This is a genomic window from Candidatus Palauibacter sp., assembly GCF_965222475.1.
Taxonomy (GTDB): domain Bacteria; phylum Gemmatimonadota; class Gemmatimonadetes; order Palauibacterales; family Palauibacteraceae; genus Palauibacter.
Window position 1 is genome coordinate 101,059 of record NZ_CBDCUB010000003.1, and the last position, 14,824, is coordinate 115,882.

Consider the following 14,824-nt stretch of genomic DNA (forward strand, 5'->3'; position numbering starts at 1 on the left):
GGGTCGCGCCCCTCGGCGTACCGGTGCTGCTCATCGCTTGAAGTAGACCGGTTCGGTCGGCAGGGCGTCGGCGTCGATGAGGTTTCCGGCGGCCATGACCACCGACTGTCTCCGGATGTTCGTGATGTCGGCCAGCGGATCGGCGTCGAGCACGAGGAGGTCGGCCAGCTTGCCGACTTCGATCGTCCCGAACTCGTCGAGCGCGCCGGACGCGATGGCTCCGTTGCGGGTCCCGGCCACGATCGCGTCCCCGGGGGTCATGCCCATCTCCACGAGGCCTTCGATCGCGAGCAGTGTCCCGATGCCGGGCTCCTGCCATATCGGCTTGGGCGTGCGGCCGTATTCCGGCGCGACCCCCGCGTAGTTGTCGGTCCCCAGCGAGGTGATGCAGCCGCCGTCGATGAGTTTCTTCGCGTTCAGGCGCCTCATCTCGTTGCCGTGGCCCACGGCGCGCTGTTCACGGCGGATCCGGTAGCTCGTCTTCTCCCGCTCGGCGGGACGCCGCAGCCGCCCCCACTCCCGCGCCCGGGCTCCCTCCGCCTCGCGCGCGAGGCGCTCCTCCGCGGCCTTCCTGTTCGCGAGGTGGTTCTCCCAGGCGGGACCCGTGAAGGTGTTCACCAGCATCGAGCACACGATGCCGCGGTCCACGATCTGCTTCACGAGGGCGTCGGAAATCTCCCGGCTGGCGAGGACCTCGGGGTGCTGGATGAGGTCGATCCCGGCCTCGACGGAGAGCCGGAGCCCCTCGGGGTTCGTGGAATGCGTCTCGGCGATGAGGCCGCGCGCGTGCGTCTCCTCCACGATCACGCGCTGTGCTTCGGGAGAGAAGCCGATGAGGGTGGGGAACGACCAGTGACTCGTCCCGCCGTACTTGAGAAAGTCCACGCCCTTGTCGAGGTACTCGCGGATCCTCGTCCGCAGTTCCTCCGGGTAGAGGTCCATCAGATCCTCGCCCGCCCCCTGCGCGATGTGATCGGAGAACTGCTCCTCGTAGAGCGAGAGGTCGTCCTCGGGAATGAGCGCGAAAGTGATCGAGTAGGGGCCGCCCCAGCCGACGATGTTGCCGGCCACCTGAAGCCGCGGCCCGACCGCCTCGCCCGCAGCGATGGCCTCGCGCACCTGCTGGAGTTCGGGCAGCGCGCCGTAACTGTCCCGGAGGTGGGTGACGCCGAACTTGAGGTGCATCTGCGCGGCCTCGAGGGTGAGTTCGGGACCCATCGTCCGGTAGAAGACCGAGCTTTCCTTCCGGTCCTTGTTGCCGCCCCCGTAGAGCGAGATGTGGACGTTGGTGTCGACGAAGCCGGGTGTGACGAACTTGCCGGCCCCGTCGATCACCTGCGCGCCCGGGGGCACTTCTACCTCCGCGCGGGGACCGACGGCGGTGATGCGGTCGCCCTCCACCACGACGGTCGCATCGGCCATGGGGGAGCCGCCGTTCCCGTCGATGAGGGTCGCGCCCACGATCGCGGTGGCCTGGGCTCCGACCTCCCCCGGCCCCGCGAGGATTACGGCGAGAGCGAACAACGGCAGGGCAAAAACGCGGCGGATGTGGCGGGACATGGCGTACCTCCAGTCTCTTCGGCCTGCACCTCCGCTCAGACTAACAGATTGTTCGGGTCCCGAGTAGCCGCGCGCGCGAATCCGCGCTAGGCTATGCGGGATGTACGCGGTCGGTGCGGGTGCCCCGAGGGCCGCGCCGGGGGCGCGAATCACCAGCTATGAGAGACGATGAATGGCGACGATCACCACTGCCTTCCCCATCACGCGCGTCGAGCACTCGAGACGCCCTTCCGTGGACTTCGACAACCTTCCCTTCGGGTCGATCTGGTCGGACCACATGTTCGTGGCCGACCACCTCGACGGCGAGTGGACGGGCTCGGAGATCCGACCTTACGGCCCGATGGAGATCTACCCGAGTTCGAAGGCGCTCCAGTACGCCGTCTCGATGTTCGAGGGCTTCAAGGCGCACAAGACGCCGGAGGGCGATCTCGCCGTCTTCCGGCCGGACATGAACCAGAAGCGGTTCAATCGCACGGCGGCCCGGTTCGTGATGCCGGAACTCCCGAAGGAGCTGTTCTTCGACGCGCTGCGGGAATTGCTCGACGTCGACTGCGCGTGGCTGCCGGACGCCGGCCAGGGGGCGCTCTACATACGTCCCAGCTACTTCGGCACCGATCCGACCCTGAACGTCACCCCGGGCCGATCGTTCCGCTTCGTCCTCATGACCACGCCGGTCGGGCTCTACTTCACCGGATCGCAAACGGTCAGTCTCGTGGCGACGCGGAAGTTCGTGCGCGCATTCCCCGGCGGGACCGGCGCCCACAAGCCCGCGGCCAACTACGGCCCCACGATGCTGGCCTCCGTGCACGCGCAGGAGCAGGGATACGACAACGTGATCTGGCTCGACGGGCACGAAGGACGGTTCGTCGAGGAGTGCGGCGTCATGAACATGTGGTTCGTCATCGACGGGACGGCGATCACGCCGCCGCTCGAGGGGACGATCCTCCCCGGCGTCACGCGCGACTCCCTGATCCAGCTCTGCGCCGATCTCGGGATCCCGTGCGAGGTGCGACGGATCTCGGTGGACGACCTCCTGGACGCGCACGCCGCCGGCACGATCGAGGAGGCGTTCGGTTCGGGGACCGCCGCTACGGTGCAGCCGATCGACCGGCTCGGCCTCGACGGGACCGACGTCCTGCTTCCGACGCGCCCCGATTCGGTCGCCGCGCGCCTCAAGGCGGAACTGTACGGGATTCAGACCGGGCGGATCGAGGACCGGCACGGCTGGCTCTGGCGCCCCATCTGAGAGAGGCGATCGTTGAACGTGGCAGCTGAATCGGCCGGCCCGCCGTTCAAGGCCACGCTCTGGATAAAACCAGCCTTCCGCACGGACTTCATCGATGTCCGCGCGAAGCTGGCCGAGGAGTTCGGGTCGGAGTTCGCCCGCTATCCCAAGGCGCTCTACGTCTCCGACCATACGACGGCGGGATTCCTGGACCAGCGGCTCGCGCAGCGCCTCGACCACGATCAGGCGAAGCTGCAGGAGTTCATCCGGGTCTTCCACGATATCTTTCCGCCCAAGGCCGGTTACGTCCACGATGAACTCGACCTCCGCACCGAACTGTCGGACGAGCAGCGGGCCACCGAGCCGGAGAACGCGGACTCCCACCTGACATTCATCGGCGCGGGACTCCAGAGCGCGGCCTCCTACGACCACGAGAAGGACCAGCCGGTGTGGTTCGTGGACCTCGACGGCGTGCACAGGGGCGGCACCCGTCAGCGTCGGACGACGATCGTGGGCTACGGCGAGGAGGAAGTCCTGGCCCGAGCCCAGCTGACGGTGGAGGTCCCCTCGCGCGGCATCGATGCGATCGACCTCAGGGAGCAGGAATTCGGGTTCGTGGATCGGCTCCAGGCTCTCGTCGAGGAACACGGCGTCTCGTTCGGACGGCTCGATGTCTCGTTGGCACCCCAGGAAGCGGGCGCCAGCCTCACCGTGAACGAGTACGAGCCGCTTCTGATGGACAGCGACCTCCGCGGTGCCCTGCTCAGCCCCCTGCGATTCATGGCCGATCAGGGCAGGGAGGTTCTGAGCAGGCCGCTGTCGCTCCCCGGGAAGGCGCTGCGACTCCCGGGGAAGGCGCTGCGGCTGTCCGGGAAGGCGCTCCACGTCGCGAAGGTGGGCACCACCGTGCTGCGAAGCTCTCCGGGACCGGTCATCGATTCCGCCACGGTGGAGGCGGTCCACATAATGAACCGGGTCCTGAAACGGATCGGGGTCGACGAATCCGTGATCGCCCGCGTCCTGAGCCGGACGCTGGCGCTCCCTGTGTCCCGCTTCCAGGGACTGCGGCGGGGGATCAGCCTGCCCGTGATCGACCGGGACGGGGACGGCAAGGGCGAGATCCCGTGGGGCACGTATCAGAGCCCGATCCTCATCCAGTGGAAGGCGCCGAAGGGACCGACTCGCGAACTCGATGTGAAGCTGGTGCGCTTCGTCTAGCAGGTCAGGCGGTGTCGGCGGCCGCATCCGGCAGAGGAACTCCGAACACCTTGTCCTCGAGGCGGGCCACCCGATCGGTCACAGCGACGCGGGTCTCAACGAGTTCCTCGCGGACGGCGTCGATTCGACGACCCAGTCGGCCCTCGACTGCGCGGAGTTCGGTGCGCACACCCGCAATCTCACCCCGGAGCTCGGTGCGGACGGAAATGATCTCGGTGCGCAGGCCCGCGACCTCCCGATCAAGCTTGTCACGGACACCGGTGATCTCGCCCCAAAGTTCGTCACGGACGCCTGTGATCTCACCCCGAAGTTCGTCGCGGACGCCGCCCAGTTCGGCGCGGAATTCCTTCATCTCGGCGCTGAGCTTGCGGATGGCGGCGAAGGTGAGGCCACCGATCGTTCCGCCCACGCCGATGACGGTGAGCATCAGGGTAATGATTCCAGACACGTCCAATCCCATCTTCCCGGCTCCGGCCGAGGTTGTGCGACGCGGCCTGACCAACCGCGTTCCGTGTTCGCACCAACCTCGCGGCGGAAATCAATGTGGTATCAAGCAGGATGCCGCTTCCAGCGGCAGGGGCGCCGTCTTCGCCGCGGGCGCGTCTCCGGCGGCGCCTGGGCGCGGGCCGGTTCAGGCAGTGGGAGTCACACGAGGGATCGTCCCTGGGAGCCGTCCACGGCGATGCAGGCGCCGGTGATGAGACTCGCGCGCTCCGAGGCGAGGAACGTCACGACGTCCGCAACCTCGTCGGCGCGTCCGAACCGTCCCAGCGGCAGGTTTGCCTTTACGAACTCCCGCATCCCCTCCGGGTCCGACTTCACGCGTTTATCCCAGCTTCCGCCGGGGAACTGGATGGAGCCGGGCGCGACGCAGTTCACGCGGATGGCGTCTTTGGCCAGTTCCAGCGCCATGATCCCCGCAGCCGAGATCAGCGCCGTCTTCGTCGTGTTGTAGATCGACAGTCCCGGGCCGCCCTTCTCGCGTCCGAAGACCGACGACACGAAGACGATCGACCCGCCGCCCGCCGCGCGCATGTGGGGGATCGCCAGCCGGCTGGCCCGAAACCCGGACAGGACGTTGAGTTGAAGGATGTCCAGCCAGTCCTCGTCGCTCGTCTCCTCGAACTTCCCACGCCGGTTGCCGCCGACGTTGTTCACGAGGACATCCAGCGCGCCGTAGCGGTGGGCGGCCGCGTCCACGAGCCGCGCCGCTCCGTCCTCCTCGGCGATATCGCAGGCCACCGTGAGAACGTCCGCGACACCTTCCGCCCGCAGGGATTCGGCCGCCGACTCGAGCGGATCCCGGTTGCGCGCGCACAGCGCCAGCCGCGCACCCTCGGCCCCCAGCGCCCGCGCCGTGTAGAGGCCGATCCCCCGGCTCCCGCCGGTGACGACCGCGACCTTCCCCTTCAGTCCGAGATCCATGCGCGAGACTCTACCGGGCACGTCCGTCGCCCGCCACCCCCGCCCGCTCAAGCAACGCGCTTGCCGGAGTTCTGGAGCATGGCAAGGTTCCGTAGCCTTCTCAGGTGACCGAGGGATATGACCCCCAGATCTTGGACACCCCCCCTTTGTGACGTTTGACCTCCGGGCGCGGTGCTGCGCAGGGTAGAGCCTGGCAGACCGGAAGGAGGTTGTCATGGCACGGCGGCGGTACACGCCCAAGCTGAAGGCGCAGGTGGTGCTGGAGGTCCTGACGGGCGGGAAGACGCCCGGCCAGGTGGCCAAGGCGTACGGAGTGCACCCGAACTCGGTACAGCTCTGGAAGCGGCGCTTCGTGGAGCGGGCGCCGGAGGTCTTCGCCGGGGACACGGCGGTGAACGAGTGCGAGCGCCGGATCCGGGACCTGGAGCAACTCCTGGGCAAGAAGGAGGTGGAGATCGCGCTGCTAAGAAACTTCTTGGGCCGGAGCGGCTGAGCGTGGAGGCGAAGGTGGCCCTGGTCTCCGGCACGCGCGAGGCGTACGGCCTGGGGCCGTCGCTGCGGGCGGTGGAGTTGGCGCGCTCGACGTGGCACCACCACACCCGGACGAGGGTCGGGTACGCGGAGAAGTACGCGCACCCGGGGCGCCGCTGAAGGCGATCGCCGAGGCGCACCCGGAGTACGGGTACCGGCGGGCCGCGGTGGAACTCAGGGAGACATACGGATACCGGGTGAACCGGAAGGTGGTGGCGCGGCTGCACCGGCTGTGGGACCTGCCCTTGAGGCGCACGGTTAGGCGCCCGAAGCCGAGCGCGGTCCGGCGGACCATAGACGCCGCGGGTCCGCACGCCAACCTGCTGTCGAGACGGCCGAAGGTGGAGATCGGGCCGCTGGAGGTCTTCTACACGGACTTCACCGAGCTCGTCTACGCCGGCGGGACCCGGAAGGCGTGGCTGATCCCGATCCTCGATCACCGGGCGAAGTACGTGCCGGGCTTCGCCGTTGGAGCGTCGGCCAACTCCGACCTGGCGCTCTCGGCCTGGACGGCCGCGGAGCGGACCCTGGCCCGCCTCCGGAGTTCGCTTGGGGGAGTCGTCGTCCACCACGACCGGGACCCCGTGTTCACCGGTTACGCGTGGACCGGCCGGCTGCTGTCGGCGGGCGCGCGACTCTCCCATGCCCTCCGCGGGCCTCGGGACAACCCGGAGATGGAGAGCTTCTTCGGCCGGTTCAAGGTGGAGAACCGGTCGCTGATCCTCGACGCCGGCTCGCTCGAGGAGCTCGCGGCCGTCGTGCGGGACCGGATCAACTACTACAATCGGGTGCGCCGTCACTCCTCCCTCGGAGACCGGCCACCCCTGAGAATCATCGAGGACTTCTACCGCGAGGGCTGAGCAGCACAATAAACCCGGAGATCGGGTGTCCAACTTTGGGGGGTCACTTCAGAGCGCCTCTTCGTATCGGTTGCAGAAGGCGAACCGCGACGAGCACCGCACACTGACGGTGTCCTCACTCCACAGATCCCACACTCCAGTCGCGATAGCGAGAACACATGTCCGAGCAAACGTCGGTAGACGGTCCAACGATTGGCGACTGCCTCCGGTTGCTAACTCGAAGAGTTGTACCGGCGGGACAGCGCCAGCTCTATGAAGCGCTGCTCAGGGCAGGATCGAAAGGAGCCACGACGCCGGAGCTTGTCTCAACGATGGGCCGTCGAGACGCATCAGAGTTGAGCGGCGTACTCGGAGCGCTGGGGCACCGAATCAACGGAACGCCCGGGTACGGAGCGACCCACGAACCCGGCATTTCGATGATCCTGCGGATCACCAAGGCCGACGGGGGATGGCGATATCGCCTGGAGCCCGTTATGCGCGAAGCTCTTGAGGCACACGCCCCTTCGTGGCTCTCGAACTCTGCCGACGCTAAAGCCCATCGTCTCGTGGCCTTCGTCCGATCGCGGTTTCCGGGATGGAACGGATTTGAGGATCCACGCTTCAACGGAGGCCGACTCGACGAGGTCGGCTACAAGCTCGCCACTCGGGAGAAGGCTCAGGATGTCTTGTCTGAGGAGACCCTGTCCAAGCTGCTCGACGCCCGAGATGCCGATGGCTTCATCGATCAACTCATATCCGTCGGTAGCGACAACAATCTTCTTTGGCAGCCGAAGGCTCAGATCGGCGACCTGAGCCTGCTCCATCATGATGATCTGGATCGGCCCAGCTTCTGCAAGGCTTTCTTCGACCTCCTTTACGGCGATGGTGATACTCCGACTCGCCTTGATCGGTACGTGCATTGGGTGTCGTCGCAAGACCTCGATTCAATGAATCGATGGACGCTTCCCACATATTTTCTCTTCTTCCTCGACACCGAGAACGAGATTTTTGTCAAACCCAGGGCCACCAGGAACTTCCTGAAGCTCGGCGGCTGGGACATCCAGTTTGACGCCAAACCCGCCGGAGACGACTACGCCCGCATCCGCGATGCCTACCGTGAGTTGCGCGAAGCTCTGGCGGAGTACGGCCCACGCCACATGATCGACGTACAGAGCTTCGGCTGGGTCGCGCATGACGAGGAGCAAAGGCAGGCAGAGGCGCGGAAACGCAATGAGGAGGAGGGGTTCGAGTGCAATCGTGACGTCCGCACGGCGATCGAGCAGTTCGAGAAAGACGAGTCCGCCGCTTTTCTGATCGCCAAGGCGAAGCTTATCGAGGGGGCCCGCAAGCGGTTCGGCGAGATCTTTGGGAACGGAGACAGGCTGCGGTCGCTGTCTGCCGAGACTTTCTTTGGTTTCTTCAACGAGGTGAGCGGTCATGGCAAAGTCTTCAGGCTCGGTATTCCTTTGCCGAAGAATCCGGAAACGGCGATGTTCAAGAAACTCCAGCGGGATTTGCCCGATCTGAGGGCGGGGCTAACTCAGCTGCTCCATGCGGGCGGAACGCCAGCTGAGAACGTCGATGCTATGTGGACCGCCGGCCATAACGTCAACATCTTCATTTCAGAAGGGCTGACTGTTCCAAGCGCACTGCTTTTCATTCAAGACCCGGAGAAGTGGTCCGCCGTTCTGCCGATGCCGCAGAAGGAGCACAAGCTCCAGACGACCGGGCACATGCCCCCGTTGGCGGAAGAAGCAACGCTGGGCGAGCGTTTCTGGGCCTTCGAGCGCGCTTTGACCGAATTGCCACGTCGATACGGTCGCGAGTGGGGTCCGGAGGTGCGCCAAGCGTTCTATTACAGCCCCGCCTTCAATCGACTCGAAGATGCGGACGGGCAGAACGGCGATGGTGAGGAATCTTCACCTCCCCCATCCCCGTCGGGGCTCCGTTTCGAAGAGCTGGCGGACTTGCTCCGGCGTGAGGGGCTCCAGTTTCCGCGGGAGGTCGTCGCCAACTACTTGCTGGCTTTGCAGACAAAGCGGTTCGCCATTTTGACGGGGATCTCGGGGACGGGAAAAACACGGATCGCGCTGGCCGTCGCTCTCGCCTTCCGGGTGACGATTGGTGGCCACCGGACGCGAAAACCAAAAGGATGGGGCAGGCCGGACCATGCCGTCCGCTTTCGGGAAACAAGCCAGCCGGACGCCGAGGGAGAGGAGATCCTTCGGAAAATCGCCGGAGGTCGAGTGTGGATCGAGAAAGGCACGACACGCACACAGCTATCCGTGAAGGAAGTGCTCAGCACGCCGGGGCTGGACCACGACAGGGTGCTCCGACCCCAGGGCATCCATGTGCGGCCGCTCGAGAAGGCGGTCTACATCGGCTACAAGTCGCCCTTAATGAGAGAACAGATGGCCGATACCATCTTCGCGCACAATTGGGCGAACGGTCTGAATCAGCTGCCAAGTATCGAGAGAGGCGGGCAGCACCGATTCGGCAAAGGGCGGAGCTACACGATCCGGGTTCCGTTCCATCTCCTCGGGGTCGGTGAAACCGAGGAACAATCTGACCAACAGCAGATCGAGTCCCAACCGCCGGAGACTAGTGGGGTGGAGGAGCGGGAACTAGAAAACAGCGTCGTGGTGCCGGTGCGACCGGACTGGATGGATAACCGGGGATTGCTGGGATACCTCAACCCGCTCACGAACGAGTATTCGACCACCCCCTTCCTTTCTCTTCTTCTCGATGCGCAAGAGGAAGAGATGAGGGCCAAGAGAGAGGAACGCGACGCCCATCCATTCTTCGTCGTGCTGGACGAGATGAACCTCGCCCGGGTGGAGCACTACTTCTCGGACTTCCTGTCGGCGCTCGAGTCGGGCGAAGCCATACCCCTTCACGACAGCCAGAAGATCGAGGCTGGCGAGACGAAATCCGGCACCCAGGTACCGCGGAAGTTGAGGGTCCCAGGCAACGTCTTCTTTACCGGCACGGTGAATGTCGATGAGACGACGTACATGTTCAGCCCGAAGGTGCTCGATCGGGCGTTCACGATCGAGTTCGACCGCGTGAACCTTGAAGGCTACACGGCGGGCGAGGGTTCCGAGGAGCGATCCGGTTTGGATCTGAGCGCGGATGACGAAAGGTTGCGTCTCAAGCCCTACACGAAGCCGGGGCGCGATGAATGGTTGAAGTTCACCGAGCTGGCTGGGGGCCGCTTCTACAAAACGCTCGCTGAGCTCCACGGCATCCTGGAGAGAGAACACCGTCATTTCGGTTACCGGGTGGCGAACGAAATCGCTCGCTTCGTCAACCTCGCGAGGGAACAGTCGGCGGATAAGGACAATGCCGCCGCCGCAGCGTTCGACCTCGCATTGCTCCAGAAGGTCCTCCCGAAGTTCCATGGCACCCAGCAGGAATTGGAGGATCTGCTCAAGCGCTTGTTCGACTTCGCCGTGCACGGGCGGGATCGCGGCCGCCGGAGGAGCGATGCCGTCAGACTGGACGGCTGGAGCGTTGTGGACGGTCGTCTGACGCCGAGCGACGAGTCCGGACTGGGCGGGCCCGGAGCGTCGGAGTCCGATACCGGTGGGTCCAAGACAGCGGACGCCGGACCCGGATCAGACGGGGCGGTTGCCACTCGCGGGCACGGCCGGGCTCCGGCGTTTCCACGGACCGGGGCCAAGATCTGGCGCATGCTGAGGCGGCTGGAGCAGCGAGGCTTCACTTCGTTCATCGAGTGATCGCTCCATCCGAAGGGACCCGCCCCAAGGTCGGAGAAGCAGATGCGGCCGTCCGTGTCCGCGGATGGGGATCGGAAGACCCGGAGCCGGATCCAGACGGGTGCATTCGGTTGCAGAGCGAGCGGCCTTGGGTGGTCGAGGGCCCGCGCAAGCAGCTCGCCGAGATTGGAGCGGTCTTGCCCACCTCGACCTGGAACCGGGCCGGAGGCGGCGCGCTCGTCCTGAGCCTGGTCAACTCCGTCGGAATCCTCGAATTGCCTCACGTCGGACGCGTGGAGTTGTACAGCGGCAAATTCGGACGCCGAGATTTCGAAGCGCTTCTCGCGGATCTGACGGCGCTCGCCACCAGCCTGCCGTTCTCGGCCCGGGACCCGGGGTCGGCGCAGTACGACAGCGGGGCGGCGCCTCCCGATCACGTTCTCTACCACGCGTTCGTCTACCTGCGCTACATCCTCTCGGAGGATGCGCCGGCGGACACGCGGTTGATCCCCGCTCTGGAACTCATTCAGCGCACGCCGTACCGGCGCTGGCGAACGGAGCGGCGAGAGGTCCGAATCGAAGCGCTCACCAGGGTGGATTCGCCCACGTTGCTGGACCTTGTGACACGGACCGGGACGCCGGTGCGGGCGGCGTCCCTATCCGTACCGGGGGCGGCACTCGCCTCGCGCCTCGGTGGGCAGCTTCCCGAAGCGGTCTCTGAGCGCCGGATCCGAGCCACGATCGACACGCCGGAGAATCGGTTTGTTAAGGCCTTCATCGGCCAGGCCCAAGGGATCATCGGCCGGACCCGGGCGGCGGTCGAAGGCGGGCGCAGCGTGTTCGAGAAGAATCTGATCGACGACTGCGACCGGCTGGGCGCGGCACTGATGCCCATCGCACGCCATTCGATGTGGGACGAAGTCGGAAGGATGGTGCGGATCCCGTTTTCCTCCACGGTCCTCCAGCGGCGGCGCGGCTACAGGCATGTGCTCCGGCACTTCGCCAGGATCCGGCTCGCGCCCCGGATCCCGCTGGACAGCCGGGAGCTGCGGAATCTGCTCGAACTCAAGGACATCGCCACCCTCTACGAACTGTGGACCTTCTTCCGCCTCGCGGACCTCGTGCGCGCCCTCCTCGGACCGCCGATTCGAAGCGCGCGACCGGCCCGCAGCGACTCGTTTCAGGTCTCTCTGGGCTGGAACCAAACCTTCGAGTGGGCCTCCGGCGTTCGCCTGGCCTACAACCGGACTTTCTCTCCGTCGAGAGATTCCTACTCGGTACGGCTGCGCCCGGACATCGCGCTCTATCTGCCCGGCAGATCGAATGCCGATCTTCACCTGTTCGACGCGAAGTTCAGCGTGCGGAGACTCTCCGACGCGGGGCTCGTTACGGGGAAGGGGGAAGAGCGGCGGGCCGACGCCGAGGAGCGGAAGGGCGTGTTCACGCGCGGCGACCTCTACAAGATGCACACCTACCGGGACGCGATTCCGAACGCCCGCTCCGTGTGGATCCTGTACCCCGGCACGGAGTTCCGTTTCTTTGACGCCTCGAACTCGAGACCGGTGATCCGGCCGACGGATTTGCCCCGCCGGTTGGAGGGCGTCGGTGCAGTTCCGTTCGCACCCAAGCCGGACGCTGGACCCGGTCCCTCGCCGCACGGTGAAGTGATGGCGACGCTGCGGAAGCTACTCGGGCCGCACCTTCCTGGCGCGCCATTCACCGGAAGCGGAGGCCCTTCGACGGTCCCGCTCCCGTAGCCGCTGACTGATCAATCGGCGGGAGCGTCCTCGCCGGCATCCTCCATCAGTTCTCTCAACTCACGTGTCGGCTCGGGAGGCTGCTCCACCATTTCAACCACACGAGTGAATCCTTCGGGCGACAACGGGATCCGCTCCCCGCTCAGCCCCAAGCCGTGCTCCAGGAATCGGCTTGCGAATTCCTCAGCGGAATCCCGCCCGAAATCTGCGGGTAGCGGGTATTCGGCGGAGGGATCGCCGTAGCTGAGATCGGGGAGCTGGTACTCTTCTGAGTCCGGTGACGGCGGATCTGAAGGGAGCACGCTTCGGAGTCCGTCTGCGATCACGTTCCGGAGCGACTGGCCGGTGTTCGCGGCGTGGCGCCGAGCACGGGCGAGCAATTCGTCGTCGATGTCGAGCGTCGTCTTCATCCCTGCATACCAGGTGCCGCAGTCCGCCCCCGCGCGCTAAGGAACGAACATGACCGGCCGGGCGGGGAGAGCGTCTACGTCGATCACCTTCCCCTCCTTCATGACCATCGTCTGCTGGCGGATGTTCTTGATGTCCTCCAGCGGGTTCGCGTCCAGGAGGACGAGGTCCGCGAACTTGCCGACCTCGATCGTTCCGAAATCGTCGAGGCCGCGGGCGGCGAGGGCGCCATTGCGGGTTCCAGCCACGATCGCCTCCGACGGCGTCATGCCGAGTTCGACGAGGCCTTCGATCGCCATCAGCGTGCCGATGCCCGGCTCCTGCCAGATCGGCTTCGGTTCGCGCAGGAACTGGACGTCGGCGGCCGGGAAGTTGTCCGTGCCGAGGGTGACGATGCAGCCGGCGTCGATGAGGCTCTTCGCGTTCTGGCGGCGCATGGCGTTGCCGTGGCCCAGGGCGTTGCGCTCCCGGCGCAGTTCGAACGACGTCTTCTCCCGCTTGACGGGCCGTCGCAGGCGCCCCCACTCCGCTGAGTTCCCGGGGTCGGCCAGACGCGCCTCGGCGGCCGCGACATCGGCCAGGTGCTTTTCCCACGCCTCACCCGTGATCGTGTTCACCAGCATCGAGCAGATCACGCTCCGCTCCCGGATCTGCGCCAGCAACGCCTCGGAATACGGACGGCCAGCCAGGAGTTCGGGGTGCTGGATGAGGTCGATGCCCGCTTCGACGGCGAGGCGCAGGCTTTCCGGGTTGGTGCCGTGCGTCTCGGCGACGAGTCCGCGCCGGTGGGTCTCCTCCACGATCACGCGTTGAGCCTCGGGAGAGAAGCCGATCATCGTGGGGTAGGACCAGTGACTGCTGCCCCCGTACTTCACGAAGTCGACGCCCTTGTCGAGATAGTCGTTGATCGCAACGCGGAGTTCCTCCGGATACATGTCCATGAGGTCCTCGCCGGCACCCTGCGCGAGGTGGTCGGAGAACTGCTCCTCCCACAGCGACAGATCCGAGTCGGCGATCAGGGAGAACGTGACGGAGAAGGCGCCGCCCCAGCCGACGATGTTGCCGGCGACCTGCATCCGGGGACCCACTTCCCGCCCGTCCGCGATCGCGTCACGCACCTCGATGAGTTGCGGGAGCTGGCCGTAGCTGTCGCGCAGGTGCGTCACGCCGTGCTTGAGGTGCATCTGCGCGGCCTCGAGGGCGATCTCCGCCCCGCGCTCCCAGTAGAAGACGGCATTCTCCTTCCGGTGCTTCCCGAAGCCGGCGCCGTAGAGGCTCGTGTGCACGTTCGTGTCGACGAAGCCGGGGGTGACGTACTTCCCCGCCCCGTCTATGACCCGCGCGCCATCGGGCACGGTGATCGCGGCACTGGGGCCAACGGCGATGATCCGGGCTCCTTCTACCACCACGGTCGTTTCCGGCAGCGGGTCGCCGCCGTTCCCGTCGATGACCGTCGTCCCGACGATCGCCACCGTCTCCTGCGCGAGGCCCGGCGATGGCGGCGCCCAAACGGTTAACGCCACGGCAAGTAGAGCGACGAATCGGCGAGTCAGCATTGTGAGCCTCCCACTTCGATCAGGCGCCGAGAACATTCACGCACCGTAGCGATCGGCGAAGGCCGACTCAGCCTCCATCTCCATCGTGCGCTTGATTTCCAGAGCCGTATCCCTCGAAAAGCCTTCGCTCATCAGGATGTCCCGCAGGTGGATGGGTCGCCGCGATCCCTCGGGATCCTGCCATTCCGGAAGACTGTGCGAGTAGTCGCGCAGATCCCAACCGCTCAGCGCCCCGAACTCATCCCAGATCCGATCGATCAATTCCTCGTCAGCCGGCGACAGCTCGGTTTGCGGGGGAGCGTCGGGCCCCAGGAGCCGGACATGGTCGCCACTTCGTTCGGAGATGACCGTGTGGCAACAGGAAGGGCCCTCGGGCGCAACCGGTTCGTTGATCTTGTCGAGCGTCGCGCTGAGAATCGGTCCCTGGGGCAGGGAGAAGTACGTATCGAACGTGAGCGGGCGGCCCCATTCCAGCAGGGCCGTGCGATCCGTGAGATAGAGCAGCTTGACGAGCTTGAGGACGCTCATGCGACCGCCGCCGTGGTCGAGCAGCCGGGCGGCTGCCTGCGTTGTTTTTGTCTCGTCG

13 protein-coding genes are annotated in these 14,824 nt (G+C 65.9%); 7 read left to right on the forward strand and 6 right to left on the reverse strand.

What is annotated here, in order from left to right:
* Positions 1-30: 30 nt before the first annotated feature.
* Positions 31-1,560, reverse strand: a complete 1,530-nt coding sequence (locus tag ACOQPP_RS08325; protein ID WP_419164980.1) for an amidohydrolase family protein — start codon at positions 1,558-1,560, stop codon at positions 31-33.
* A 172-nt stretch (positions 1,561-1,732) separates the two neighbouring features.
* Between ACOQPP_RS08325 and ACOQPP_RS08330 the strand changes: the two genes are divergently transcribed.
* Both ACOQPP_RS08330 and ACOQPP_RS08335 read left to right on the forward strand, forming a co-directional pair.
* Positions 1,733-2,806: a branched-chain amino acid aminotransferase gene (locus tag ACOQPP_RS08330; RefSeq protein WP_420636281.1), complete on the forward strand. Its 1,074-nt coding sequence runs from the start codon at positions 1,733-1,735 to the stop codon at positions 2,804-2,806.
* 18 nt (positions 2,807-2,824) lie between these two features.
* A complete protein-coding gene (locus ACOQPP_RS08335; protein ID WP_420636282.1) occupies positions 2,825-4,003 on the forward strand; it encodes a hypothetical protein in 1,179 nt (392 codons plus the stop codon).
* A 4-nt stretch (positions 4,004-4,007) separates the two neighbouring features.
* Here the strand turns inward: ACOQPP_RS08335 and ACOQPP_RS08340 are convergent, their stop codons facing one another.
* A complete protein-coding gene (locus tag ACOQPP_RS08340) occupies positions 4,008-4,451 on the reverse strand; it encodes a hypothetical protein (protein ID WP_420636283.1) in 444 nt (147 codons plus the stop codon).
* Between the two features lie 197 nt (positions 4,452-4,648).
* Positions 4,649-5,428, reverse strand: a complete 780-nt coding sequence (locus ACOQPP_RS08345) for an SDR family NAD(P)-dependent oxidoreductase (RefSeq protein WP_420636284.1) — start codon at positions 5,426-5,428, stop codon at positions 4,649-4,651.
* Between the two features lie 214 nt (positions 5,429-5,642).
* Between ACOQPP_RS08345 and ACOQPP_RS08350 the strand changes: the two genes are divergently transcribed.
* From ACOQPP_RS08350 to ACOQPP_RS08370, 5 genes are all read left to right on the forward strand, one after another.
* A complete protein-coding gene (locus ACOQPP_RS08350; RefSeq protein ID WP_420636285.1) occupies positions 5,643-5,921 on the forward strand; it encodes a transposase in 279 nt (92 codons plus the stop codon).
* A 2-nt stretch (positions 5,922-5,923) separates the two neighbouring features.
* Positions 5,924-6,079 carry a hypothetical protein gene (locus ACOQPP_RS08355; protein ID WP_420636286.1) on the forward strand — a complete coding sequence of 52 codons (156 nt, stop codon included), beginning with the start codon at positions 5,924-5,926 and terminating at the stop codon, positions 6,077-6,079.
* Complete coding sequence (locus ACOQPP_RS08360; protein ID WP_420636287.1) at positions 6,013-6,819, forward strand: transposase; 807 nt, start codon at positions 6,013-6,015, stop codon at positions 6,817-6,819. The genes ACOQPP_RS08355 and ACOQPP_RS08360 overlap by 67 nt, the downstream gene beginning before the upstream one ends.
* 335 nt (positions 6,820-7,154) lie before the next feature.
* Entirely contained in the window at positions 7,155-10,538 is a 3,384-nt protein-coding gene (locus tag ACOQPP_RS08365) for a hypothetical protein (RefSeq protein WP_420636288.1), read from the forward strand.
* 131 nt (positions 10,539-10,669) lie between these two features.
* Complete coding sequence (locus ACOQPP_RS08370) at positions 10,670-12,274, forward strand: DUF2357 domain-containing protein (RefSeq protein ID WP_420636289.1); 1,605 nt, start codon at positions 10,670-10,672, stop codon at positions 12,272-12,274.
* 11 nt (positions 12,275-12,285) lie between these two features.
* Here ACOQPP_RS08370 and ACOQPP_RS08375 read toward each other — a convergent pair whose 3' ends face one another.
* From ACOQPP_RS08375 to ACOQPP_RS08385, 3 genes are read right to left on the reverse strand one after another with little or no spacing between them, the layout of a single operon-like run.
* Positions 12,286-12,684 carry a hypothetical protein gene (locus tag ACOQPP_RS08375; RefSeq protein ID WP_420636290.1) on the reverse strand — a complete coding sequence of 133 codons (399 nt, stop codon included), beginning with the start codon at positions 12,682-12,684 and terminating at the stop codon, positions 12,286-12,288.
* Positions 12,685-12,720: 36 nt separating this feature from the next.
* Positions 12,721-14,238 carry an amidohydrolase family protein gene (locus ACOQPP_RS08380; protein ID WP_420636291.1) on the reverse strand — a complete coding sequence of 506 codons (1,518 nt, stop codon included), beginning with the start codon at positions 14,236-14,238 and terminating at the stop codon, positions 12,721-12,723.
* A gap of 36 nt (positions 14,239-14,274) precedes the next feature.
* A complete protein-coding gene (locus tag ACOQPP_RS08385; RefSeq protein WP_420636292.1) occupies positions 14,275-14,766 on the reverse strand; it encodes a Panacea domain-containing protein in 492 nt (163 codons plus the stop codon).
* Positions 14,767-14,824: the final 58 nt, after the last annotated feature.